This is a genomic window from Streptomyces sp. NPDC045967, from assembly GCF_056430495.1.
The window spans coordinates 238,829-262,329 of sequence record NZ_JBWKLE010000003.1; the positions used below are offsets into that span (position 1 = coordinate 238,829).

Annotated in this window: 21 protein-coding genes; 7 read left to right on the plus strand and 14 right to left on the minus strand. The window is 70.9% G+C overall.

Annotated features, from left to right (window positions below; translation table 11 throughout):
- Window positions 1–16: 16 nt before the first annotated feature.
- From fxsA to fxsT, 4 genes are all read left to right on the plus strand, one after another.
- Complete coding sequence (fxsA, locus tag AC07FY_RS08050) at window positions 17–217, plus strand: FxSxx-COOH cyclophane-containing RiPP peptide (RefSeq protein ID WP_479002202.1); 201 nt, start codon at window positions 17–19, stop codon at window positions 215–217.
- Window positions 218–423: 206 nt separating this feature from the next.
- Entirely contained in the window at window positions 424–1,671 is a 1,248-nt protein-coding gene (locus AC07FY_RS08055) for an FxsB family cyclophane-forming radical SAM/SPASM peptide maturase (protein WP_479002205.1), read from the plus strand.
- The gene (locus AC07FY_RS08060; protein WP_479002208.1) at window positions 1,668–2,927 is read left to right on the plus strand and encodes an HEXXH motif domain-containing protein; all 1,260 of its coding nucleotides are present in this window, start codon (window positions 1,668–1,670) and stop codon (window positions 2,925–2,927) included. Before AC07FY_RS08055 ends, AC07FY_RS08060 begins: the two co-directional genes overlap by 4 nt.
- A gap of 73 nt (window positions 2,928–3,000) precedes the next feature.
- The gene (fxsT, locus tag AC07FY_RS08065; protein WP_479002211.1) at window positions 3,001–6,012 is read left to right on the plus strand and encodes an FxSxx-COOH system tetratricopeptide repeat protein; all 3,012 of its coding nucleotides are present in this window, start codon (window positions 3,001–3,003) and stop codon (window positions 6,010–6,012) included.
- Window positions 6,013–6,546: 534 nt separating this feature from the next.
- Here fxsT and AC07FY_RS08070 read toward each other — a convergent pair.
- Both AC07FY_RS08070 and AC07FY_RS08075 read right to left on the minus strand, forming a co-directional pair.
- On the minus strand, window positions 6,547–6,828 hold the full coding sequence (locus AC07FY_RS08070; protein WP_479002213.1) for a hypothetical protein: 282 nt from the start codon (window positions 6,826–6,828) through the stop codon (window positions 6,547–6,549).
- Window positions 6,821–6,970 carry a hypothetical protein gene (locus AC07FY_RS08075; RefSeq protein ID WP_479002215.1) on the minus strand — a complete coding sequence of 50 codons (150 nt, stop codon included), beginning with the start codon at window positions 6,968–6,970 and terminating at the stop codon, window positions 6,821–6,823. Before AC07FY_RS08075 ends, AC07FY_RS08070 begins: the two co-directional genes overlap by 8 nt.
- Window positions 6,971–7,170: 200 nt before the next feature.
- Here AC07FY_RS08075 and AC07FY_RS08080 point away from each other — a divergent pair, with 200 nt between their 5' ends.
- A complete protein-coding gene (locus AC07FY_RS08080) occupies window positions 7,171–7,929 on the plus strand; it encodes a GntR family transcriptional regulator (protein WP_479003158.1) in 759 nt (252 codons plus the stop codon).
- A gap of 165 nt (window positions 7,930–8,094) precedes the next feature.
- Here AC07FY_RS08080 and AC07FY_RS08085 read toward each other — a convergent pair whose 3' ends face one another.
- From AC07FY_RS08085 to AC07FY_RS08100, 4 genes are all read right to left on the minus strand, one after another.
- Window positions 8,095–11,967 (minus strand): multifunctional oxoglutarate decarboxylase/oxoglutarate dehydrogenase thiamine pyrophosphate-binding subunit/dihydrolipoyllysine-residue succinyltransferase subunit, encoded by a 3,873-nt coding sequence (locus AC07FY_RS08085; RefSeq protein ID WP_479002218.1) that lies wholly within the window; start codon window positions 11,965–11,967, stop codon window positions 8,095–8,097.
- Between the two features lie 259 nt (window positions 11,968–12,226).
- Window positions 12,227–13,306 (minus strand): HAMP domain-containing sensor histidine kinase, encoded by a 1,080-nt coding sequence (locus AC07FY_RS08090; RefSeq protein WP_479002220.1) that lies wholly within the window; start codon window positions 13,304–13,306, stop codon window positions 12,227–12,229.
- Entirely contained in the window at window positions 13,303–14,043 is a 741-nt protein-coding gene (locus AC07FY_RS08095) for a response regulator transcription factor (RefSeq protein ID WP_479002223.1), read from the minus strand. The genes AC07FY_RS08090 and AC07FY_RS08095 overlap by 4 nt, the downstream gene beginning before the upstream one ends.
- A gap of 232 nt (window positions 14,044–14,275) precedes the next feature.
- Window positions 14,276–14,842, minus strand: a complete 567-nt coding sequence (locus AC07FY_RS08100; protein ID WP_479002225.1) for a hypothetical protein — start codon at window positions 14,840–14,842, stop codon at window positions 14,276–14,278.
- A gap of 103 nt (window positions 14,843–14,945) precedes the next feature.
- Here AC07FY_RS08100 and AC07FY_RS08105 point away from each other — a divergent pair, with 103 nt between their 5' ends.
- Both AC07FY_RS08105 and AC07FY_RS08110 read left to right on the plus strand, forming a co-directional pair.
- On the plus strand, window positions 14,946–16,277 hold the full coding sequence (locus tag AC07FY_RS08105; RefSeq protein ID WP_479002228.1) for a glycosyltransferase family 39 protein: 1,332 nt from the start codon (window positions 14,946–14,948) through the stop codon (window positions 16,275–16,277).
- A 139-nt stretch (window positions 16,278–16,416) separates the two neighbouring features.
- Window positions 16,417–17,283, plus strand: coding sequence for a sulfurtransferase (locus tag AC07FY_RS08110; protein ID WP_479002231.1), 867 nt, complete (start codon window positions 16,417–16,419; stop codon window positions 17,281–17,283).
- Window positions 17,284–17,551: 268 nt separating this feature from the next.
- Here AC07FY_RS08110 and AC07FY_RS08115 read toward each other — a convergent pair whose 3' ends face one another.
- The 8 genes from AC07FY_RS08115 to AC07FY_RS08150 form a co-directional block, all read right to left on the minus strand.
- Window positions 17,552–18,010 (minus strand): NUDIX hydrolase, encoded by a 459-nt coding sequence (locus AC07FY_RS08115; protein ID WP_037919768.1) that lies wholly within the window; start codon window positions 18,008–18,010, stop codon window positions 17,552–17,554.
- Window positions 18,011–18,023: 13 nt separating this feature from the next.
- Entirely contained in the window at window positions 18,024–18,674 is a 651-nt protein-coding gene (tunM, locus tag AC07FY_RS08120; RefSeq protein WP_479002234.1) for a UDP-N-acetyl-tunicamine-uracil synthase TunM, read from the minus strand.
- A gap of 7 nt (window positions 18,675–18,681) precedes the next feature.
- Window positions 18,682–19,167 carry a phosphatase PAP2 family protein gene (locus tag AC07FY_RS08125; RefSeq protein ID WP_479002237.1) on the minus strand — a complete coding sequence of 162 codons (486 nt, stop codon included), beginning with the start codon at window positions 19,165–19,167 and terminating at the stop codon, window positions 18,682–18,684.
- 203 nt (window positions 19,168–19,370) lie between these two features.
- Window positions 19,371–19,616, minus strand: coding sequence for an acyl carrier protein (locus AC07FY_RS08130; RefSeq protein ID WP_128839952.1), 246 nt, complete (start codon window positions 19,614–19,616; stop codon window positions 19,371–19,373).
- A 39-nt stretch (window positions 19,617–19,655) separates the two neighbouring features.
- Entirely contained in the window at window positions 19,656–20,444 is a 789-nt protein-coding gene (locus tag AC07FY_RS08135; RefSeq protein ID WP_479002240.1) for an ABC transporter permease, read from the minus strand.
- Window positions 20,428–21,348 (minus strand): ABC transporter ATP-binding protein, encoded by a 921-nt coding sequence (locus AC07FY_RS08140; RefSeq protein ID WP_479002243.1) that lies wholly within the window; start codon window positions 21,346–21,348, stop codon window positions 20,428–20,430. Before AC07FY_RS08140 ends, AC07FY_RS08135 begins: the two co-directional genes overlap by 17 nt.
- Window positions 21,345–22,892, minus strand: coding sequence for an alkaline phosphatase family protein (locus AC07FY_RS08145; RefSeq protein ID WP_479002246.1), 1,548 nt, complete (start codon window positions 22,890–22,892; stop codon window positions 21,345–21,347). The genes AC07FY_RS08140 and AC07FY_RS08145 overlap by 4 nt, the downstream gene beginning before the upstream one ends.
- Window positions 22,889–23,500, minus strand: coding sequence for a histidine phosphatase family protein (locus AC07FY_RS08150; RefSeq protein WP_479002249.1), 612 nt, complete (start codon window positions 23,498–23,500; stop codon window positions 22,889–22,891). The genes AC07FY_RS08145 and AC07FY_RS08150 overlap by 4 nt, the downstream gene beginning before the upstream one ends.
- Between the last annotated feature and the right edge of the window lies 1 nt (window position 23,501).

The following is a 23,501-nucleotide window of genomic DNA, read 5'->3' on the forward strand; positions in this document are numbered from 1 at the left end:
GGGAGGCGGGCGGCCCATGGTGACGACAAATCAGGACACCGCCGTGGCGGCACCGTCCCACAAGTGCCCCGCACGGCTGCCGGACCTCTCCGGACTGGATCTGGCCGCGTTGCGAGGGATCGACCATCCCGTGCTGGCCCAGGTGATCGAGGGGATGGTCGAGCGGGTGACGCACCCGGCCGAGATCCTGAACGCCTTCGACTCCGGCGTCGACTGACCGGGCGGCGCGCGGCCCGAACCCGCCGCGCCCCCGGGGCTCCCGCGCCGCCCCGAGTGCCGCGCACGCGCCGCCCGAAGTGCCGCGCACGCGCCCCCACGTGACCACTTTCCGCCGTTAGCCGAGGCCGTCCGGAGGGCAGGGATGCAGCGTCCACAGGGGGCGCCTCCCCGTGGCGGCCGGGGGCGGGGGCGGGAGGTACAGCGATGAGGCACACCCACACCGGCGCGGCCCAGCCGCCCGCACACCGCGCCCACGCGCCCTGGCCCTACACCCGCCTCGACGTGCCCGCCCTGCGCGCCGCCGGACACCGGCCCCACCCCGTACGGCAGTTCGTGCTCAAGACGCGCAGCCGCTGCAACCTCGCCTGCACCTACTGCTACGTCTACGAGATGGCCGACCAGGGCTGGCGCGACCAGCCCGTCACCATGGACCCCGCCACCGCCGCCCGCGCCGCCGAGCGGATCGCCGAGCACGCCGCCGCCCACGACCTGCCCCGGGTCGACCTGGTCCTGCACGGCGGGGAGCCGCTGCTCACCGCGCCCGCCCGGCTGGCCGGGCCCGTCGACGCCGTACGGGCCGCCGTGGCGGCGGCCGCCCCGCGCACCCGCGTCACCGCCACCGTCCAGACCAACGGCACCCTCCTCACCCGCGGCCGCATCGCCGCACTCGCCGCCGCCGGGATACGGGTCGGCGTCAGCCTCGACGGCGGGCTCCCCGCGCACAACACCCGGCGGGTCGACCACGCCGGACGCCCCGGATTCGGCGCCGCGGCCCGCGGCCTGCGCCTGCTGGCACGGCACCCGGGCACCTACGCGGGGGTGCTCTGCGTCATCGACCTCGCCCACGACCCGGTCGAGACGTACGAGTCCCTGCTCGCCTTCGCCCCGCCCAGCGTCGGGCTGCTGCTTCCGCTCGCCAACTGGAGCTGTCCGCCGCCCGGCCACGACCCCGGCGGCACCCCGTACGCCGACTGGCTCCTCGCCGTCTTCGAGCGCTGGTGGCACGACGGGCTGCGGCGCACCCGCATCCGCGTCTTCGAGGAGATCATCGCCCTGCTGCTCGGTCTGCCCGCCGCCACCGAGACCCTCGGGCTCGCGCCCGCCGCCACCGCCGTCATCGAGACCGACGGCTCCATCGAACAGGCCGACTCGCTGAAGTCCGCCTACGAGGGCGCCGCCACCACCGGCATGACCCTGCGCACCCACAGCTTCGACCAGCTGCTGGACCACCCCGGATTCGCCGCCCGCCAGCTGGGGCGCGACGCGCTCGCCGACGGCTGCCGCGCCTGCGAACTCGTCGAGGTGTGCGGGGGCGGGCACTACCCGCACCGGTACCGGGCCGGCGAGGGCTTCCGCCAGCCCTCCGTCTACTGCGCGGACCTCCAGGTCCTGATCCGGCACATCGCCGCCGCCGTCGCCGGCGCGGCCCGCCCCCCGGCGGTCGCCTCGTGACCGTCGCCCTCGCCCCCTTCACCGTCTCCTCGCGCACCCTGCGCGCCCTCGCCTCCACCGAACCGTGCGCCGAGGGCACCCGCCTGGTCCGCGACGTGCGCCGCTCCAAGCGGCTGGTCCTGCTGCGCGCCGTCCTCGACGCCGCCCCGGGCGGCCCGGCCGGGGAGGCCGCCGACCACTGGGCCCTGCTGGAAGCGGCCGAACACCACGACCCCGACGCCGTCCGCGACGTGCTGCACTACCCGGCCACCGGAGTGTGGGCCGAAGAGACGCTGCGCCGCCTGCACGACCCGTACGGGCCCCCGCCGGACCTCGGCCACCTCGGGGCCCTCGCGGTGGCCGCCGCCCTGCGCGCCCGGATCGCCTTCACCCACACCCTGCGGCCCCGGCACGGCCGGCTCGTCCTGCCCACCCTCGGACTCCTGCGCCCCGAGCGCCCCGGCCAGAGCGTCGCCCTCACCGAACGCTCCTGGGACCCGCAGGACCCGGCCGCGCTGCCCCTGCACACCCTGCCCGGGGGCCGCGCCGCCCTCGACGACCTCGACCCCTACCGGGCGCCCGGCCCCGCCCGCCCGGCCCCCGTCCGCCCCGCCCGCCGGCTCACCCCCAAGGGGCACAAGCGCTGGGACACCCAGTGGGCCGGCGCGCTCACCCTGCTCCGGCGCTACGACACCGCCCGCGCCGAGGAGACCGTCCACCTGCTGCGCTCGGTCGTACCGCTCGCCGGCGGCTGCCGCTCCAGCGGCGCCACCCTGCCCGCCGCGGCCGGCTGCGTCCTGGCCCGCGCACAGGCCCCGCCCGCCCTCGCCGCGACCCTCGTCCACGAGGTCCAGCACGGCAAGCTCACCGCCCTCGCCGACGTCCTGACCCTGCACACGGCCGACCTCACCCCCCGGTTCTGGGCCCCCTGGCGGGCCGACCCCCGCCCCCTGGAGGGACTCCTGCACGGCGCCTACGCCCACCTGGCCCTGGCCGGGTACTGGCAGCGCGCCGCGCTCTACGGGGCCCGCGGTGCCTGGGCCCGGCACGCCCGCGTCCGCGCCCAGGTCGCCGCCGTCCTGCCCGTCCTGCGCGTCCACGGGCAACTCACCTCCGCCGGGAAGGAGTTCACCGATGCCATGGCGGCCGCCGAGCGGGCCATGGACGAACTGCCGCCGCCCGGGGACCAGCACACCACCGCCCGCCGGGCGGTCGACCGCGAGCGCCGCGCCTGGTGCGAGGCCCATCCCGAACTCGCCCCGTTCGTGCGGGCTTGAGGGGCTTCGCCGGGGCCTGTGCTGCGGTACCTTTCAAGCCCGTCCACCGCCCGGATTTCAGGGAGACGGCCGCATGACCACCGGTAGTCGGCAGGAACAGGGCACCACCGCTGGACCGCAGCGCTTCGTCATCAGCTTCGCCGGGTTCAACCGGCCCTGGGCCGTGTGGATCGCCCACCGCCTGGAGGAACACGGCCACCGGGTCACCCTCCAGCGCTGGGACCCGCAGAACAGCCCCGGTCTCGCCGAGGCCCTCGACGACCTCGCCCGCTCGGGCAGCCGGGTCCTGCTGGTCCTCAGCGAACGCTACTTCTCCGCCGGACCGCATGCCGACACCCAGGACGCGGCCTGGAACACCGCCCTGCGCACGGTCACCGACCGCCACCCCGGCCGGTTCGCCGCGGTCTGCCTCACCGACGCCCCGCTGCCCAGCGCCGTGGCCGTCCTGGAGAAGACCGACCTGTGGGGCCTGGACGCGTACGAGGCCGAATACCGCGTGCTGCGCCGCCTGGATCTGCCCACCGACCGCATCGGCACCGAGACCGGCCGCCGCGGACCGCGCTTCCCCAACGACCCGCCCGAGATCTGGGGCCGCGTCCCGCGCCGCAACCCGCGCTTCACCGGCCGCAACGACGTCATCGGCCAGCTGCGGGCGGCGCTCACCGAAGCCCCGGCCGGCGCCTCCACCGTCACCCTGCTCGGGCTCTCCGGCGTCGGCAAGACCCAGGTCGCCACCGAGTATGCCTACCGCTTCGCCTCCGAATACGACATCGTCTGGTGGGTCCCCGCCGAGGACCGGCCCACCCTGCGCGAACGCCTCGCCGACCTGGCCCCCGCCCTCGGCCTGCCGCGCGGCGCCGGCAGCTACGGCGAGCAGATCCGGGCCGTCCTGGAAGCGCTGCGGCGCGGCTCCCCCTACGGCCGCTGGCTGATGGTCTTCGACGGCTGCGACAACCCCGACGACCTCACCGACCTGCTGCCCTCCGGCGCGGGCGACGTCATCATCACCTCCCGCAACCGCGAATGGGCCTCCCGGCACACCAGCCTCCTCGAAGTGCCGCTCTACGCCCGGCCCGAGTCCATCACCTTCATCCGCCGCCGGGCCCTGCGGCTCACCGCCGCCGAGGCCGACCAGCTCGCGGAGGCCCTGGAGGACTACCCGCTCGCCCTGGACCAGACGGCCGGCTGGCTCGCCGACTCACCGCTGACCGTCGGCGACTACCTGGCGCTGCTCCAACGGCGGATGGACTCCCGCGAGGCCGTCACCGTCTCCGACGACTACCCGCTGCCCTTCCCCACGGCCCTGGCCATACTCCTCAACAACGTCCGGGAGAACTTCCCCGACGCCCTCGCCCTGCTGCGGCTGTTCGTCTTCTTCGCCCCCGGGCCGGTACCGCTGCGCCTGCTGAGCGAGTTCCCCGCCGACGACGTACCCGAACAGCTCGCCGGACTGATCAACGACCAGATCCGGTGGAACGCCGCCCTGAACAAGCTCGTCCAGTTCTCCGTCGTCCGCCTGGAGTACTCCGACCTGCCGGTGGAGGAGGGCGGCGGCGGGCTGGAGACCGTACAGCTGCACCGGATGGTGCACGGCATCGTCCGCGACAACCTTTCCGAGGAGGAGGCCGAACCGCTCGCGCGCGCCGTCCGCCAGGTCCTCGCCGCCGCCGACCCCGGCCGCCCCTCCGACTCCAGGCTCTGGCCCCGCTACGCCGAGCTCATCCCGCACCTGACCACCTCCGGGGTGCTGACCAGCAGCAACCCGCGCATCCAGAACTTCCTGCTCCAGTGCCTGCGCTACCTGGTCCTCGCCGGTGAGTACCGCACCTGCCTGCGGCTGTCCGAGGAGACCGACCGGGCTTGGCGGGCCATGCTGGGCGAGGACCACCCCAAGGTCCGCGAGCTCAGCTACCAGTACGGCGGAGCCCTGCGCAACCTCGGCCTGTTCCGGCGGGCCGAGACCCTCACCAAGGCCGTCGCCGACCGGGTCGCCGCGGAGCGCGGCGAACGCGACCTGGAGGCCCTGCGCGCCGGCAGCGCGTACGGAGGGGTGCTCCTGTGCATCGCCAAGTTCGAGCCCGCCCGCGAGATCTTCGAGTACTGCCTGGCCACCTACCGCGAGCTGCTCGGCGAGGACGACGCCACCACCCTCGGCGCGCAGAACAACCTCGCCGCCACCTACCGGCTGCTGGGCCGCTACCAGGACGCCTACGACCTCGACCTGGACACCCTGCGCCGCCGCGAGCGGGTGCTGCGCCCCCAGCACATCTCCACCCTCTCCTCCGGCATCGCCTGTGCCATGGGGCTGCGGCTGATGGGCCGCTACCGGGAGGCGCAGACCCGCCAGGAGCAGGGGGTCAAGCTCAACGCCCAGGTGCTGGGGCCGGGCCACCCGCAGACCCTGCGCGCCGAGCACAACCTGGGCCTGTGCCTGCGCCGTTCGGGCGACATCCCCGGCGCGGGGCTGCGGCTGCGGACCGTGTGGGAGCGGGCCACCCGCGTCTTCGGCGTCGACTACCCGTGGACGCTGATGGTCGCCTCCGACTACGCCACCTACCTGCGGGAGTACGGGGACATCGGCGAGGCCCGCCGGATCTCGGAGGACGTGGTCCGCGGCTACCAGTCGCAGCTGGGCCTGGCCCACCCGTACAGCATCGGCACGGTCGGCAACCTGGGGCTGGTGCTGCGCGCGCAGGGCGAGCGCGTGGAGGCGCTCTCGCTCGCCGAGCAGGCGCTGGTCGGCATGCGCGGCGCGCTCGGCGACCGGCACCCCTGGACCCTGGGCTGCGCCCTGAACGCCACCGGGCACCGCAACATCACCGGGCACCTCCAGGACGCGCTCACCCTGAGCCGGGAGACGCTGCGCACCGCCGAGCAGGTCCTGGGCCCGGACCACCCGATGACGCTGAGCGCCCAGATCGCGCTCGCGGCCGACCTCCGGTCGGTCCGGGAGGACGCGGAGGCGGGCAAGCACGAGGACGCGGGCATCAAGGGCCTCACCCGCACCCTGGGCCCCCAACACGTCCACACGGTCGCCGCGAAGCAGCAGTCGAGACCGTACTGGGACTTCGAACCGCAGCCGTAGGGGGGGCGGGGGGCGGGGGTGGGGCCGTACGGGGCTTTCGCGAGCCCGGTTTCCGCCCCCGAGCCCCTCACCCCCGGTCAGCGGCTGCCCACCCGCCCCCCTCGGCGGTGTGGCGCGGGCGGTGGGCGCGGGGCTTCGGGGGCGCTGTTCCGGCCGGGCCCCATCAGGGAGGCTCGGGGGTTTCCCGTCAGTCCCAGTGTCCTTCCGGGGCGGGGCGGTCCCTCAAGAGCGCTCCTCCGTCGCGTCGCTGCGCGATGTCGCTGCGCTCCAGTCTTGACCGACCACCCCGCCCCGGAAAGACAAGGACTGCCGGGAAGCCCCCGAAGGAACGGGCCGGGGGACCGAGCCCCACACAAGGGCCATCAGCGCTGCCGCTCCCTGCTCCCCGGCCTGCACCACCCGGGCCCGGCCCCCACCGGCAGTCCGCGCCGTAGAGCCGGCAGCGGCCACGCGACAGATCGCTGCGCTCCTCACCGCAGAGCGTCCGGCGGCCGTCTGGGGTGATTCCGGCACCACATGACGGCCACAAGCACATCAGGGCCCGGCAGGCGCGCGAGACCGCCAGGCGCTCCGGTCGTCTCGGCGAGCGACGACCGTCCGTGGCGGGCCGTCAGCGGGCTCGACGTTGCCGACTGCGGTGGTGAACTCACGACCGGACGCCCCCCGGATGTAGGCCAGATGTACCCAGTGCTCGACGTGGCTGTCCGAAACGTTCTCGTTGACCACGGCCATCAGCTCGCCTTCGACGCCGGACGCGATGTCGCGGACAAGGCGGTGCAGCAAGCGATGCGGCACGTACTCGTAGCGTTCAGTCACCGGGTGTCCCGTCGAGCGAGCGCAGGAAGCGCTCCCAGCCGGCCAGCGCGCGGTCCAGCAGATCCGCGCTGGGCTCATGTACGGCTATCACCCTCGCCGGGACGCACGATTTCTCGGTGGAGTAGAGGACATCACGGTGCATCAGGTCACTCCTCACTCGCGAAGCCGCTGACTGGGCGGCATCTCTAGAGATCTGCCACACTACAGCTAATGGCCAGCCCTGAGTCAAGAGATCTCTAGAGATCTAAGCCATTGGGGGTCCGGGGCTAGGAGTAGGTGGTGCGTGCGGGGGCCAACCTCTGGCCCTAGGGTGTCTAGAGAGGAGAGGGAGTGAACGGTTTCGTGACGAGCCAGGGCAGCAGCCGCCGACCGAAGTACCAGCGGATCGCTGATGCGCTGAGGACGGCGATCCAGGAAGGCGAGTACGGTCCGGGCGACCGTCTGCCCGGAGAGAACGACCTCATGGCCGCGTACGAGGTCGCCCGGATGACGGCGCGCCAGGCTCTCGGCGTACTGCAGAACGAGGGCCTCGCAGAGGCGCGGAAGGGTGCTGGGGTCTTCGTCCGGGCGTTCCGCCCTCTGCGGCGGCGCGGTATCCAGCGCCTGGCGCGCGAGGCATGGGGGTCCGGCCGGTCCGTTTGGTCCGTCGATGCCGACGACCGGGAGCTGCTCGTCGATCAGATCCACGTTCGTGAAGAAGAGGCGCCCAGCCGCATCGCCGACGCCCTCGCCCTTCCCGCGGGGAGCCGCGTGTGGGTGCGTGCGCGCCGCTTTGTGCTCGACGGCAAACCTGTGCTCTCCGCGACGTCGTACCTTCCGGCGGAGTTCGTCGCGGACTCGGCCATTACGCAGACCGACACGGGCCCCGGCGGCACGTACGCACGACTGGCCGAGCTGGGGCACGCGCCCGTCCACTTCAGTGAGGAGATCCGTTCCCGGATGCCTTCCGCCGAAGAGGCCGAGCTGCTTTCGCTCTCCATGGGCACCCCTGTCATCCAGATCGTCCGTACCGCCTTTGCCGACGGCGGGCAGGCCGTCGAGGTCAACGAGATGACCCTGGACTCCGCCTCCTACGTGCTGGAATACGATTTCGACGCCTGAGGGAGGTCCGTCCGGGCCCACTTCGACGGCCTTCGGCTGCTCAGTAGGGCGGCCTCCCCCGCCATCCGTCCGCCTGGCGCGGACCAAGCGCATGCGCCGTATGCCGAAGGCCCGAACCCCCTCAGGGGTTCGGGCCTTCCGTGGTGCATCAGCTCCGCGCAGCGGTTACGCGCCGAAGACCTCGTCCAGGAGGAGCTGCTGCTCCGCCTGGTGGCGCTTGGCCGAGCCGACCGCCGGGGACGAGCCGTGCGGGCGGGAGATGCGCCGCAGGCGCTCGCCCGCCGGGACGTCCGCGCCGACCGCCAGGTCGAGGTGGTCGATCAGGTTGAGGGCGATGAAGGGCCACGCGCCCTGGTTCGCCGGCTCCTCCTGAGCCCAGATGTACTTCGCCGCGTTCGGGAACTTGGCGATCTCCGCCTGCAGTTCCGCCCCCGCCAGGGGGTAGAGGCGCTCGATGCGGATGATCGCGGTGTCCGTGATGCCGCGCTTCTCCCGCTCGGCCTCCAGGTCGTAGTAGACCTTGCCCGCGCAGAAGACGACCTTGCGGACCGCGTTCGGGTCCACGGTGCTGTCGCCGATGACCGGGCGGAAGGAGCCGTTCGTGAACTCCTCCGCCTTCGACGCCGCCGCCTTCAGACGCAGCATCGACTTCGGGGTGAAGACGATGAGCGGCTTGTGGTGCGGGTTGTGGACCTGCCAGCGCAGCAGGTGGAAGTAGTTGGACGGGAGGGTGGGCATGGCCACCGTCATGTTGTCCTGCGCGCACATCTGGAGGAAGCGCTCCGGGCGGGCGGACGAGTGGTCCGGGCCCTGGCCCTCGTAGCCGTGCGGGAGGAGGAGGGTGACGCCGCTGGTCTGGCCCCACTTCTGCTCCGCCGAGGAGATGAACTCGTCGACGACCGTCTGCGCGCCGTTGACGAAGTCACCGAACTGGGCCTCCCACAGCACCAGCGCGTCCGGACGGGCCAGCGAGTAGCCGTACTCGAAGCCCATGGCCGCGTACTCGGAGAGCAGCGAGTCGTAGACGTTGTAGCGGGCCTGGTCGTCCGCCAGGTACTGCAGCGGGGTGTAGTCCTCGCCGGTCTGGCGGTCGATGAGGACCGCGTGGCGCTGGCCGAAGGTGCCGCGGCGGGAGTCCTGGCCGGACAGCCGCACCGGGGTGCCCTCCATCAGCAGCGAGCCGAAGGCCAGGGTCTCGCCCATGCCCCAGTCGATGGTGCCCTCGTCGATCATCGCCGCGCGGCGCTGCAGCTGCGGCAGCAGACGCGGGTGCACGGTGACGTGCTCGGGGATGTTGACCTGGGACTCGGCGATCCGCTTCAGGACCTCCTGGGAGATCGCGGTGTCCACCGGGACGGGGAACTCCTGCGCGGTCTGCGCGGGCGTCACCGGGCCGCCGGCCGAGGGCTGCGTGGCGGCCTCGCGGACCTCCGCGAAGACCTTCTCCAGCTGGCCCTGGAAGTCCTGGAGCGCCTGCTCGGCCTCTTCCAGCGTGATGTCGCCGCGACCGATGAGGGACTCGGTGTAGAGCTTGCGCACCGAGCGCTTCTTGTCGATCAGGTCGTACATCAGCGGCTGCGTGAAGGCCGGGTTGTCGGACTCGTTGTGGCCGCGGCGGCGGTAGCAGATGAGGTCGATGACCACGTCCTTGTTGAACGCCTGGCGGAACTCGAAGGCGAGCCGCGCGACGCGGACCACGGCCTCCGGGTCGTCGCCGTTCACGTGGAAGATCGGCGCCTCGATCATGCGGGCCACGTCGGTCGCGTACATCGAGGAACGCGAGGACTCCGGGGCGGCGGTGAAGCCGACCTGGTTGTTGATCACGACGTGGACGGTGCCGCCGGTGCGGTAGCCGCGCAGCTGCGACATGTTGAGCGTCTCGGCGACCACACCCTGGCCCGCGAAGGCCGCGTCGCCGTGCAGGGCGACCGGCAGGACCGTGAAGTCCGTACCGCCCTTGTTGATGATGTCCTGCTTGGCGCGGGCGACACCCTCCAGGACCGGGTCGACCGCCTCCAGGTGCGAGGGGTTCGCGACGAGCGAGACCTTGATCTGCTCGCCGTCCAGGCCGGTGAAGGTGCCCTCGGCGCCCAGGTGGTACTTGACGTCACCGGAGCCGTGCATGGACTTCGGGTCGAGGTTGCCCTCGAACTCGCGGAAGATCTGCGCGTACGACTTGCCGACGATGTTGGCGAGCACGTTCAGGCGGCCGCGGTGGGCCATGCCGATGACGACCTCTTCGAGGCGGGCCTCGGCGGCCGAGTCGATGACGGCGTCGAGCAGCGGGATGACGGACTCGCCGCCCTCCAGCGAGAAGCGCTTCTGGCCGACGTACTTCGTCTGCAGGAAGGTCTCGAAGGCCTCCGCCGCGTTCAGCCGGCGCAGGATGCGCAGCTGCTCCTCGCGCTCCGGCTTGGTGTGCGGGCGCTCGATGCGGTCCTGGATCCAGCGGCGCTGCTTCGGGTCCTGGATGTGCATGAACTCGACGCCGGTGGTGCGGCAGTACGAGTCGCGCAGCACGCCGAGGATGTCGCGCAGCTTCATCATCGACTTGCCGGAGAAGCCGCCGACCGCGAACTCGCGCTCCAGATCCCACAGGGTGAGGCCGTGCTCGGTGATGTCGAGGTCGGGGTGCTTGCGCTGCTTGTACTCCAGCGGGTCGGTGTCGGCCATGACGTGGCCGCGGACCCGGTAGGAGTGGATCAGCTCGAAGACACGGGCGGCCTTCGTGACGTCGTCGTCGTGGCTGGCGTCGATGTCGCGGTTCCAGCGGACCGGCTCGTACGGGATGCGCAGCGACTCGAAGACGGCGTCGTAGAAACCGTCCTCGCCGAGCAGGAGGTTGGCGACGATCCGCAGGAACTCGCCGGAGGCCGCGCCCTGGATGACCCGGTGGTCGTAGGTCGAGGTCAGGGTCATGACCTTGGAGATGCCCAGCTTGTTCAGGGTGTCCTGCGAGGTGCCCTGGAACTCGGCGGGGTAGTCCATCGAGCCCACGCCCATGATGACGGACTGTCCGGGCATCAGGCGGGGCACGGAGTGCACGGTGCCCAGGCCGCCGGGGTTGGTCAGCGAGACGGTGACGCCGGTGAAGTCGTCCATCGTCAGCTTGCCGACGCGGGCCCGGCGGACGATGTCCTCGTACGCCTGCCAGAACTCGAAGAAGTTGAGGGTCTCGGCCTTCTTGATGCCGGCGACGACGAGCTGGCGGTCACCGTTGGGCTTCACCAGGTCGATCGCCAGACCGAAGTTGATGTGCTCCGGCTTGACCAGGGTCGGCTTGCCGTCCTTCTCCGCGAAGGAGTAGTTCATGGCCGGCATGGCCTTGATCGCCTGCACCATCGCGTAGCCGATGAGGTGGGTGAAGGAGATCTTCCCGCCCCGGGCGCGCTTGAGGTGGTTGTTGATCACGATGCGGTTGTCGAACAGCAGCTTCACCGGGACGGCCCGGACGGACGTGGCCGTCGGGACGTCGAGGGAGGCGTTCATGTTCTTGGCCACCGCGGCAGCCGGGCCGCGGAGCGTCACCAGTTCCGGGCCGGCGGGGGCCTCGGTGGCGGGCGCGGCCTGCTTGGCTACGGGAGCGGGAGTGGCGGGCGCGGCCGGTGCGGCGGCCGGGGCCTGGGAGGTGACAGTCACAGCAGAGGCACCAGAGGGGGTGGCAGGAGCAGGGGCGGGAGCTGACGCGGGCGTGGGCGCGGGGGCGGCAGGGGCTGCGGCGCGCGCCGCCCCCGTGGCGGCGGCGTCGACTGCCTGCGGGGCTGCGGCGACGGCGGGGGCGGCCTGTGCGGAGGCGCCGTCCGTCGTCGGGGACTTCTTCGGCTCTTCGGCCTTCACGGGAGCGGCAGCGCCCCCCGGCTTGTAGTCGGCGAAGAAGTCCCACCAGGCCCGGTCAACCGAGTTCGGGTCCTGGAGGTACTGCTGATAGATCTCGTCGACGAGCCACTCGTTGGCTCCGAAGCTGCCTGAGGCAGGGGTCTTCCCGCCCTCTGCTGCTTCGGTCGTGGTGCTCGGGTTACTGGGGGACTGTGGCGACACGGCGGCAACCGCCCTCTTCCGCTTCACAAGGTATGGACAGCGGGAATAAAGGCTACGCCTCCTCGACCGCTTGATGCAGACCGGGCGGGACTTCCGTCGCGCAGGTCACATCGAACGGCGGGTTTCACCGCCAGGAATGGCGGGAAACAAGTGTGGTTCGGGTAGGGGGCACCGTGGTTGCGGCCCCCTTGGCTTCGCACCCCTGACGGACCCCGGGCACGTGTGGCCGAGATCATGTCCTTCCCACTCGAACCCTACGTCAACGCGGCGCCTGCGAGCTGCCCGGAAGTGTGACGAGGATGCGGCAGCCGCGCGAGGATTCGGCCACGCCGATGTGCCCTCCGTGCAGTTCCACCGCCCAGCGGGCGATGGCCAGGCCCAACCCGGTGCCGCCGTCGCCGGCCCGCGCGCTGCCCCGGTTGAACCGTTCGAAGACCCGGTGCCGCTCCGCCTCGGGAATGCCGGGGCCTTCGTCCCGCACCTCCAGCGCGAGGGCGTCGGGCGCCTCCCCCGCCCGGGCGTGGACGGTGACCCGGCCGTGCGGGGGGCTGTGCTTGACCGCGTTGTCGATCAGGTTTGCGACCACCTGGTGCAGCCGCTCGGCGTCCGCGTACGCCGTCAGCTCGGGCGGGAAGACGTCCAGGTGCAGGTGCACGTCGTTGCGGGTGTGCCCGCCCGAACCGGAGAGCAGGCCCGGCCGTCCGGCGGCGGCCAGCCCCGACTCCTTCAGCACGCCCGACAGATACGGCCACACCTCGAAGCGGCGGGCCTTCAGCGGAACCACCCCGTTGTCGACGCGGGACAGGTCCAGCAGGGTCTCCACGAGGCGGCCGAGGCGCTCGGTCTGCTTGAGCATCGTGCGCATGGTCTCCGGATCGGCGGCCGAGACCCCGTCCACCACGTTCTCCAGCACCGCCCGCAGGGCGGAGATCGGTGTGCGCAGCTCGTGCGAGACGTTGGCGACGAGCTCCTTGCGGTGCCGGTCCACCGCCTCCAGGTCGTCCGCCATCAGGTTGATCGTCGAGGCCAGGTCGCCCAGCTCGTCGCGGCGCCCCGCCTCGCGGACCCGGCGGGTGTAGTCACCGCGCGATATCGCCCGGGCCACCCGCGTCATGTCGTCCAGCGGCGCTGTGAGGCCGTGCGCCACGAACTGGGTGATCAGCATCGAGGCGATCACCGAGAAGACCGTGATGAACCGCAGCTCGGTGTCCGTGCGCAGGGCCACCAGCAGCAGCCCCGTCGTGATGAAGACCGAGACCACCACGAGGGTGCCCAGCTTGGTCTTGATCGAGAACGGTGAGAAGGGCCGCAGCCCCGGCCCGGGGTGCCGGCCGCTCACGGCTGCGCCGGGGTCTCCAGGGCGTACCCGACGCCGTGGACCGTACGGATCCGCTCCGCCCCGATCTTCCGGCGCAGCGCCTTGATGTGGCTGTCGACGGTACGGGTCCCGGACGCGTCGGCCCAGTCCCAGACCTCGGCCAGCAGCTGCTCCCGGGAGAGCACCGCCCGCGGGGTCCCGGCCAGGCACACCAGCAGGTCGAACTCGGTCGGCGTCAGGTGGACGTCCTCCGCCTGCACGCGCACCCGCCGCTGCGCGTGGTCGATCTCCAGGTCGCCCAGCCGCAGGGTGGCCCCGCGCGGGGTGTGGGCGGCCTGGGTGGCCCGCTCCACCCGCCGCAGCAGGACGTGCACCCGCGCGGCCAGCTCACGGATGGAGAACGGCTTGGTCATGTAGTCGTCCGCGCCCACCCCCAGGCCGACCAGCAGGTCGGTCTCGTCGTCGCGGGCGGTGAGCATCAGCACCGGGACCGGCCGCTGCGCCTGGACCCGGCGGCAGACCTCCAGCCCGTCGAAGCCCGGCAGCATCACGTCCAGGACCAGCAGCTCGGGCAGCCAGCTCTCGGCCGCGGCGACGGCGGCGGGGCCGTCCGCCGCGGTCTGCACCTGGAAGCCCTCGGCCCGCAGGCGGGCGGCGATGGCCTCGGCGATGGTGTGGTCGTCCTCGACGACCAGTACGCGCCGCTGGGCGCCGGGGGTCGCCGAGGCGCCGTTGTGGGTGGTGTGCGTCTGTTCCATGTCCCGGTCCGCCCCTGAAGATCTGCGTGGTGGGGTGCAGCGTAGAGGAGCCACCGGCCTGCGGCTATGCGGGGTTCGGACAGGGCATTTGTGCTGATGGTCCGGGTTGGGGGAGGGATGTACCGGCCTACGGGGACAGCCCGTGGCCGGGTGCGGACACCCGGTCCACGAACGACTTCCGTCCGCTCGCTTCGCGGAGAGCGGAATAATCCACTCCGGGCCTGCCGGCCGCCTACGCCGTGAACGGCGGCAGCGCGTCCAGCACCTTCCGCAGGGCCGGGGCCAGGGCCTCCTGGTCGGCGGCCACCTCGAATCCGCCGTGCACGAAGACGTAGGTGAACCCGTCGTACACCGTCGTGCCGCCCGTGGCCGTCCTCGGCAGACGCGCGAAGTCCGCCTCGCGCAGGGCGGTGCGCAGGGCGGCGAGCTCCGCCCCGGAGAGCATTCCGGTGCCCTGCGGCCCCGCCTTGGCGTCCAGCCGGGTCCACGCGCCGTCGCCCTTGACCAGCAGGGTGTGGCTCCCACCGGCGTAGCCGCCGCTGCGGGTGGCCCGCACCAGGGTCTCCGCCGGAGCCGGGCTCGCCGCCGTGGGCGCGGGCGGGCTCCCGCCCGGGGCGGTGCCCGCGGGGGCCGGCGTGGCAGCCCCGTCGGCCGGGGTCCGGGACTCGGTCGCCGCGGGACGCCCGTCGGCGCCGTCGGAATCGGACGGTCCGCAGCCACCGGCCAGCAGCGCGGCCGCGGCGGCCAGCGCCACCGCCGCCGACACGGCCCTGACGGCCTCCACCCGGAACGCTCGCACACCCACCTCCGCAGGGACTCCGACCGAACCCCGAGTATGGAGTCCCCGCACCCGCTTACGACAGCACCCGGAGGCAGCCATCCGCCGCATCGCCCCCTGGCGCGTGCTCCCGCCGCTGCTCGCCGTCCTCCTCGGCCTGTGGGGCCTGGAGCGCGGCGGCAGCATGTGGCGCGACGAGTCCGTCACCTGGCAGGTCGCCCACCGGCCGCTCGGCGCCCTCGGGGAGCTGCTCGGCCAGGTCGACGCCGTGCACGGCCTGTACTACCTGCTGCTGCACGGGGTGTTCGCCGCCTGGGACGGCGGGCTGTGGGCCCTGCGGCTGCCCTCCGTCGCCGCCACCGCCCTCGCGGCCGCCGGGGTCGCCGCGATCGGGCACCGGCTCGCGGGGGAGCGGGCGGCGCTCCTCGGCGGGCTCGCGTACGCCGTCCTGCCGCCGGTGCAGATGTACGCGCAGGAGGGCCGCTCCTACGCCCTCGTCGCCGCGGCCGTCGTGTGGGCGACGTACCTGATGCTGCGCGAGCGGTGGACCGCGTACGCCGCCGTCCTGCTGCTCGGCTGCTGGCTGCACGAGTTCGCCGCGCTGGCCCTGCTCGCGCACGCCGTCACCGCCCGGCGCTCGCACGGCTGGCGCCTCGCCGCCGGCTCCGTCGCCGTCCTGCTGCTGCCCCTCGCCCTGGTCAGCGCCCGGCAGGCGGAGCAGCAGCTCGGCTGGCTGGGGAGGCCGTCCTGGCAGGACTGGGCGGCCTACGCGGTCCTCGCCGGCGCCGCGCTGCTGCTCGCGCGGGGCGCCGGGCCGCGCGGGCAGCGGGACCTGGTCCGCGTGGCCCTGCCCCTGGCGCTGCTGCCCCCCGGGCTGCTGATGGCCCTCTCGCTGGTCCACCCCTGGTACGTCGACCGGTACGTGCTCTACGCGCTGGCCGGACTCGCCCTGCTGGTGGGGGCGAGGGCGGCCGCGGCGCGCGGCTGGTGGCCGTGGCTGCTGACCGCGGCCCTGCTGGTGCCGCTCGGCTGCTGGTCGGCATGGCTGCGCACGCCCGAGAGCCGCAAGGACGACGTGACGGCGGTGGCCGCCGCGGTCCGGGAGCGGGCCCGGCCGGGGGACGCCGTGCTCTTCCTTCCCGCGCGGCGCCGCGAGTGGCTGCTGTCCTCGCCCGGCGTCTACGGCGGCCTGCGGGACGTGGCCCTGGAGCGCTCCCCGCGGGCTTCGCGGACCCTCCAGGGCACCGAACTCCCCTCGGAGCGGATCCGCGAAGCGCTCATCGCGTCCCCGCGGGTCATCGCCCTGCTCGATCCGCCCGACCAGCCGCTGGACCCCTACCCGCGCGAGGCGGTCAAGCGGCAGACGCTGGCCGCCTGGTTCGACCTGTGCTCGGTCACACCGGTGCGGGGCGCCCGCGTCGCCCTCTACGCCCGCCCGGGCGACTGCCCGGGCTGACGCTCCCGGGCCGCGGGCTGCTGCCCCCGCCTCATGCTCCTGCGCTGCGGGGCGGCTGTGCCCTGAGGGCCGCTGCCCGGCCCGACGCTCCCGGGCTGCGGCAGGATGTGGCCCCCGACCTGCCCCGAGGAGCCGCCGTATGACCTCCCACCCGCTCGCACCCGCCGGCCCGCTGGTCGGCGCCGACTGGCTGGCCGCCCGGCTCGCGGAGCCCGGCCTCGTCGTCTTCGACGCCTCGGTGGGCGCCCACCGCGCCGCCGGCCGGCGGATCCCCGGAGCCCGGCCCTTCGACCTCGACGGCGGCCTCTCGGACCACGCGGCCCCGGCCCCGCACACCATGCCCACGGCCGGCCGGTTCACCGAGGCCGTGCGGGACCTCGGCCTGCACGACACCGACTTCGTGGTCGTGTACGACGGCGCCGGCCTCTACTCCAGCGCGCGCGCCTGGTGGATGCTGCGCGCCATGGGCTTCGACCGGGCCGCCGTGCTCGACGGGGGACTGCCCGCCTGGACCGCCGCCGGCCTGCCCGTGGAGGACAGCGGTCCCGCCTACCGCGGTCCGCGCGGCTCCTTCACCGCCCGGCCGCGCCCCGGGCTGCTGGTGGGCGCCGGGGCCGTCACCGCCGCCCTGGCGGACCCGGCCGCCGCCGTCCTCGACGCCCGCACCCGCGAGCGCTTCACCGGCGCCGCACCGGAACCCCGCCCGGGCCTGCGCGGCGGCCACATGCCGGGCGCGCTCAACCTGCCCTTCGGGGACCTGGTGCGCCAGGACGGCCTGATGCGCCCCGCGGAGGAACTGCGCGCGGCCTTCACCGCCCTCGCGGGGGACCGGAAGCGGCTCCTCTTCAGCTGCGGCTCCGGGGTGACGGCGTGCGTCCTGGCCCTCGGCGCCGACCTCGCCGGCTATCGGGAGACGGCCGTGTACGACGGCTCCTGGAGCGAGTGGGGCCTGCCGTCGGACGAACGCCCGGTGGCCGTCGGCCCGGCCGCCGGACCAGCCTTCTGACCAGCACTCACTGTCCCGTCCCGATTGTTGCTGCATCGGGACCCGGCTCTGAGCTGCGGGATGAAGAAACGTGTTGGTCCGTGCGGCCCGGATCTGCGCAGGTTGACTTTGCCTTTTCGGGTTGGTTGTCATTCCAGTCTGATGTGGACTCCATCGATGGCCAGAGAGCGTTGCGTCGAACGGCTGGCGGCCGACCCCTGGCCTCGCGAGGTCCGCCGAGGAGACGGAGGTGATTCTCGATATCGCAGCCCGGCGGCGCGCGGTTCCTTCAGACGTGCGTGGCCTCGAAGAGTGAGAGGACCTCCGTTCCTTCATGGACGCGGAGCGTCACGGAAGCCCTGGCTGTGAGGGCGTCTTCAAGGCGCGGTCGATAGAGGGGGTGCAGTCGCGTGAGAGCATCCTCCACGTCCGCCCACTCGGCGGCGCTGGATTCCGCTGTTGGGCGAGGTTCCCCCGACACGGCTGTCGCGATGAAGATGCCTGCGAGGATGCCCCGGCTCGGATGCTGGTAGACACCCACCAGGCCGTGGACTTTGACGTGGACCCCGGTCTCCTCGTAGGTCTCGCGAGTGGCGGCATCATGGAATGCCTCGCCCGGGTCCACCAAGCCACCGGGCAGCTCCCAGCGTTCCGGGGAGCGGCGGCGCGCAATAAGGACACGTCCCACGTCGTTGAACGTAACGCAGGTGGCCCCCAGGGCATATCTTCTCGGTGGCTGAGAGATCATGTGTGTCCGGCTGCTAATCACTTCCCAGCCCTGCCTTCATGTTGTGAAAGACCAGAAGATATCTCCAGAAGAGGAGGCGCCGAATCCGCCTGCCTGGAAGATATGCAGCACTGTCTTCTCGGATCTCCGCAAACGACATCGAAGGAGGCGCCACAGATGCTGAAGGAGACTGCGTGCCCCGATCGGGACGGCTTCCTGACCAGCTCTCTCGGAAGAACACCGCAGCACGCCAAATAGCGTTCACAGGGACGGCTAGAAGGCTTATGGCGTGGTCCCATAGCGTTGCTTCTCGGTAGCATCCGAGGATCACCAAGACGCCGTTCGTGGTGAGCGATGCGCGCAGCTTCTGCACTGTCTCAAAGGGGACGTGGTGGATGCTGGCCAAGCATGCGATGTAGTCGTACGTGTCCGGTGTCAACGTTAGGTGTGTGATATCTGCCCGCTCGAAGCGGATCTGCCTGGGGAGATCGAGAGTAGAATTCTTCTCTCGTGCGACGGTGATGACGTGATTATCTACATCAATGGCATCTACTTCGATTCCTCGAAGCGCTAGTTTCTGTGCAAACCTCCCTGTGCCGCAGCCCACCTCGAGGGCCCTTCGGCATGATTCGGGGAGTTCACGAAGTAACAGGTCATGGTAATGATCGTTGTGGTTGAACGGCACGGCGTCATCATGACACGGGCTCGTCCAGGGAGTTCGACCCCGCTTGACGGGCCTCGCGTTGCAAGCGGCGGACTGACTGGCGGTGCAGCACGAGCGCGGCGACGGCCAGCCAGCCGGCGCCCAAGAGTTGCCCAGCGAGCACATCGACGCTGAAGTGCGCACCGAGAAGGACCCTGCTCCACGCGACGAGTTCGGCGCTCAGCCCAGCAAGGAACAGCATCAGTGCGGAGACGGCCCGTGGCATCTGGTAACTGAAGTAGAGCGCGGCCAGCAGGAATCCGGTCGTCACACCGACCGCGTGTCCGCTGGGGAAACTGAAGCCGTCGGCTTGAATCGAGGCACAATCCAAGGCCGGACGCTGTCGTTCAGCCCATCCCTTGATCAGGTTGCAGCTCACTGTGGCGGCGTACGGAATGACCAGGAGGACTGCAGCAGCTGTGACGTTCCGCCGGATCAGCGCGAAGCACGCGGATCCGGCGGCAATGATGGTCACAGGCCACGGGTTGCCCCACGAGGTCAGTGTCTCGAGAAGCCGGGCACTGGAGGGGCTGCTGCTCGTCCAGGCGCAGAGCGTCTCGCTCAGCCGTTCGTCCCACCGGAAGGTGACGAGGATGAGTAGCAGACCGGCGTGGACCGCTGCCCACCACGCGAACCACCATGCCAGTGACCGAGGCCGGTCGCCGGAGTGGTTTCGGATCACGCGGGGCTGGTGGACTTCGAAATGTGGTCCAGCAGTCCGCGGGGCGTACGGATCGTCCGCAGGGTGCTGTCCTCTATCTGGCAGTCGAACTCGTCCTCGATACGGCTGATGATCTCAATCTGGTTGAGGGAGTCGATGTCCAGATCGCCGAAGGTGACGTCCAGTTGTTCCTGGGAGAAGGCGTTCCCGGTGATTTCCTCGATCAGGGGTGCGAGGACTGCGAGGAACTGTTGCTCGGTCATGGATGCGTTTCCCTTCGTGATGAGTGATCGATGGTTGCGTCACGAGACGCGGCGCCCGTAGCGGGCGCGCCAGTGCATACGTGTGCTGGTCAGGCCCCACACCGCGCCGCCGAAGATGGCAAGGACCGCCATGTCGGCAAAGGCCCGGGAGGTGTCGGGTGTCGTCAGGGAGTGACGCAGGCTGTCGGCCGCGTAGACCGCAGGGTTGAGGTTGCCGATCCAGATCAGTGCGTCGGGCAGCAGTTCTGGTGGGACTGCCACCGGGCCTGCGGCCATCATGAGGAGCGTGGTGGCCAGACTGAGAGAGGACGCCTGCTCGATGGTTCCGGATCTGCTGCCGATGAAGGCCCCCAGCCCGGCCGAAGGAAGCAGGGCGAGCAGAAGGCACAACGGGGCGAGTGGCGAGAACGTGAGTGGAACGGCGAGTAGGGCCGAGCCGAGCAACAGAGTGACCGCGATGGCAGGCAGCGACAGGATGGAGAAGGCTGCGAGCGTGGCCAGGATGAGAGCCTCGCGACGGACAGGCAGGGCAGCGTAATACTCGAAGGCGCCATTTCCGCGCATGAACGCGAAATTGCTGGCGATTTTGTTTTGAGTCTCGAACAGGATCGCCATGGTCACACTGCCGGTCAGGACATACTCGGTCGCGGCGTGGCCGGAGTTCCGAGCGAACAGCCCCAAGGCGGCGATGCTGACCAACGGAGCAAGTACGCCAGTGAGCACCATCTGCGGCCAGGACCAGCGCCAGTTGGTGAGCTGAATCCTGAACAGGTCCCAGACCTGTCCAAGGAAGCTCAGCCCGAGCTTCTTGTCATGCGTAGCTGACATACACGTCTTCCAGTGTCGCTGTGTGCATGGTGAACTCGGGGAACTGGGTGAGATCCACGTCCTTGGTCAGGTGCGGCAGGTCGGCGGAGTCGACCAGGGCGACGACCTTGCCGCGGTGCTCGGACAGCACTCGGACATAGTCAGGCAGCCCGTGCATTTGTGCGTCACCCAGCGTGATCGACAGGCGTACCTGGGAGTGGAGCGAGGACTTCAGCTCGGCCGGAGCGCCCAGCGCGACGAGCCGACCTTCCTTGAGGATTCCGACCCGCTCGATCACCTGTTCCGCTTCGATGGCGTTGTGGGTGATGAGGATGATGGTGTGACCGTCGCGTTGGTTCAGTTCCCTGAAAAGCTGCCATACCTGGCGGCGCCGCGACGGGTCCAACTCGTTGGTGGGCTCGTCCAGGATCAGCACCGGCGGTGATCCGACCAAGGTCACCGCGATCTGCAGTAGCCGGCGTTCTCCGCCGGAGAGCTGTCGGGCGACCTTGCCGGCCAGGTGGGTCAGGCCGAGCAACTCTAACAGGGCGTCACGCTCCCGGCGGGCCGCCTTGGCGGCGACACCGCGGAGGTGCGCACTGAAGTAGACCGCCTCTTTGACGGTCAGGCTGTTGAGGGCGAAGGCGGTCTGGGGCATGTAGCCCACCGTGGCCGCCGTGAAGCGAGGATGGGTAAAGACATCGCGCCCCAGCAGCCGCACCGCCCCCCCATCCGGTCGCACCAGTCCGATCATCTGCTTGATCAGGGTTGTCTTTCCCGCACCGTTGCTGCCCAGAAGCCCGAAGAATTCGCCCTGCTTGATGTGAAAGGAGATCTCGCCATTGGCCGGCCTAGGGGATCCGTCAAACTGCTTGTGCAGACCCTCGACCTCATATGCGTAAGGAAGGTTTTCCGGCACGATCACATCTCCCGCGCCGCTTGCCGCCAGATGCTGCGGACCACGGCTGAGGCCCCCGTGATGTCGCTGGGGGGAGCCAGCCGCGCTGCTACCCGGCCGAAGCAGCGGAAGAAGCCACTCATGGCCGAGTCGCTGGGCAGGTAACCGTGTGATGCGGACGCCACGCTCTCTCTCGGTGTCGCGTTGCTGTACTGAAATTCGGTGTGCGGGCCGCAGGTCACCGTGAGATGACCCAGCCGCGGGCTGCCTACCGGCAACTTCAACTGGTCCTGTTCGGCTGGAGTAAGCACGCCGATGGAAGGATCGAGTGCGCGCAGTGCCCGGTCGAGGCGCTTCTTCTCCGTCGGCGGCAGAGGTGCGTCGGCATACAGGTAGGCGCAGTTGCTGTCACCTTGGAAGACCATGCGGTCGGCGAGGCCGAGGTCCTCCAGCACGTGGTTCGGGCGCAGGTGGGTCTCGACGTAGTCGATGCCGTGGTCGGAGAAGAAGAGGAACTCCGTGTGCTCACCGACGGCCTGGGCGAGCCGCATCACGCAGGCGTCGATGCGGTTGTAGACGTCAAGGATCTGCTGTAATGCGCGACTTCGTTCGCTGGAGGTGCCTCGGACCGTATGCCAGTAAAGGAACTCCTGGGCATGGTCGGCCTGGTTGAAGCGCACGAACAGGACATCGGGGTCATGCTGCTTCAGGACGTCGAGGGCGGTCTGTTCCACCCACTCGGCACGAGGTGACTCGTGGAACATGTGACCTGGATTGGCGGTGTATTCGACGTACAGGGATGCGGGCCCGTCACCGGCACGGTCCTGCATGTCGAGCCCGCCGAACTTCAGGGTGATCACGGCGGTTCCCAGACGCACCTCGATTCGACCTTCGTCGAGCCTGCGGCAGGAGACCGCGACGGAGACAGAACCCGAGGGCACGGGGATGTCCAGTCGCGTGGGCCGGAGGCCGTCGGCCACGACAGCGGTCTCTCGGCGGGTTCCGAGCGTGATCACGTTCGTCTGTTGGTCGACCCGGAGGTACAAGACCACCTCGTGTCCCAGGTACGAGAGCTGCACCACCCCCTCGGCCGCCCCGTCAACGGTCGGTCCGAGCTCGACGACCAGGTCCAGGGCGGGGGCGTACAAGCAGTAGCAGCTGGGAATCACGAGCTGGGCGTTGCGGGAGAAGGTCTGCGGGAAATGGACGGCGGCGGCCGACGCCCCTTGCCGGGCGAACCAGTCGAGCAGGCTCGGTGCGGTGAGCGAGCTTTCCTCGTAGGGGTGAAACGATGAAAGCGGATCGTCCGAGCGCCGGCGGATCTCCTCAACACTCTCCCGCTCCCAGAAGCGGTTCCCCACGATCCCGTGCCCGCTCGGGTACGTCCCGGTAAGAAAGGACCCGTGGGAGGGCGCTGTTGACGAGGGGTAGATGCTGCGCAACTCGTGCACGGCGGTGCCGGGAAGTGTCGGCAGGGCCCGGCTCAGATTGAAGAAGTCGTGCTCGCGGATGATCCCGGGAAGCCCGCCGTCGACACAGATAATGACCATACGCCTGCGCCGCCCGCTCATGCGCTCAACTCCGCTGTGCTCAGGGATCCGTGATCCATCAGGGTCTGTGGGGCGAAGGTGACATTGTGTTGGTGGAGCAGCCAGGCACCACCCGGGTCTCCGGGACGGTACTGCCAGTGTGTGATCCCAGCGTGCGCAACCAGCAGCTCCACCCTGCCGGTCCCGCCACTCAGCAGTTCATTGACAGCGTCGAAGAAGCCACTGTGGGTGACCAACACAATCCGCTGGTCCTCCGACGCCTGATGACACAGCTCGCTCATGCATGTGGCGACCCTCGTCATGAACACATTCCATGATTCCGCCCCCGGCGGCGGCGGATGGAGCCGGTCCTCCCGCGGGTTCGGCAGGAACTCACCCGCGACCGGAGACCAGACGATCTCATTGAGGCGCGGATCCTCCCGTGCGGCAAGGCCGGTGTGCGCCGCGACAATGCCGGCGGTCTGTTGGGCGCGGGGAAGCACACTGGTGCGAAGCTCTGTGGGACGCCGCTCAGCCAGCCAATGAGCCGCTGCCTGCGCCTGTCGGCGTCCTCGCTCGGTCAGGCGATCCTGGTGCGGGTCGAACTTTCCGGAACGGTCCTCGGCATGGCGCAGTAGGTAGAGGTGCATG

What these genes read in the sequence shown, in the direction of transcription:
- AC07FY_RS08115 (WP_037919768.1), bottom strand. Translation starts at nt 18,010, where the DNA reads ATGATCTCTCAGCCACCGAGAAGATATGCCCTGGGGGCCACCTGCGTT.
- AC07FY_RS08095 (WP_479002223.1), bottom strand. Translation starts at nt 14,043, where the DNA reads ATGGAACAGACGCACACCACCCACAACGGCGCCTCGGCGACCCCCGGC.
- AC07FY_RS08145 (WP_479002246.1), bottom strand. Translation starts at nt 22,892, where the DNA reads ATGAGCGGGCGGCGCAGGCGTATGGTCATTATCTGTGTCGACGGCGGG.
- AC07FY_RS08130 (WP_128839952.1), bottom strand. Translation starts at nt 19,616, where the DNA reads ATGACCGAGCAACAGTTCCTCGCAGTCCTCGCACCCCTGATCGAGGAA.
- AC07FY_RS08055 (WP_479002205.1), top strand. Translation starts at nt 424, where the DNA reads ATGAGGCACACCCACACCGGCGCGGCCCAGCCGCCCGCACACCGCGCC.
- AC07FY_RS08150 (WP_479002249.1), bottom strand. Translation starts at nt 23,500, where the DNA reads ATGCACCTCTACCTACTGCGCCATGCCGAGGACCGTTCCGGAAAGTTC.
- AC07FY_RS08075 (WP_479002215.1), bottom strand. Translation starts at nt 6,970, where the DNA reads ATGCACCGTGATGTCCTCTACTCCACCGAGAAATCGTGCGTCCCGGCG.
- fxsT (WP_479002211.1), top strand. Translation starts at nt 3,001, where the DNA reads ATGACCACCGGTAGTCGGCAGGAACAGGGCACCACCGCTGGACCGCAG.
- AC07FY_RS08135 (WP_479002240.1), bottom strand. Translation starts at nt 20,444, where the DNA reads ATGTCAGCTACGCATGACAAGAAGCTCGGGCTGAGCTTCCTTGGACAG.
- fxsA (WP_479002202.1), top strand. Translation starts at nt 17, where the DNA reads ATGGTGACGACAAATCAGGACACCGCCGTGGCGGCACCGTCCCACAAG.
- AC07FY_RS08110 (WP_479002231.1), top strand. Translation starts at nt 16,417, where the DNA reads ATGACCTCCCACCCGCTCGCACCCGCCGGCCCGCTGGTCGGCGCCGAC.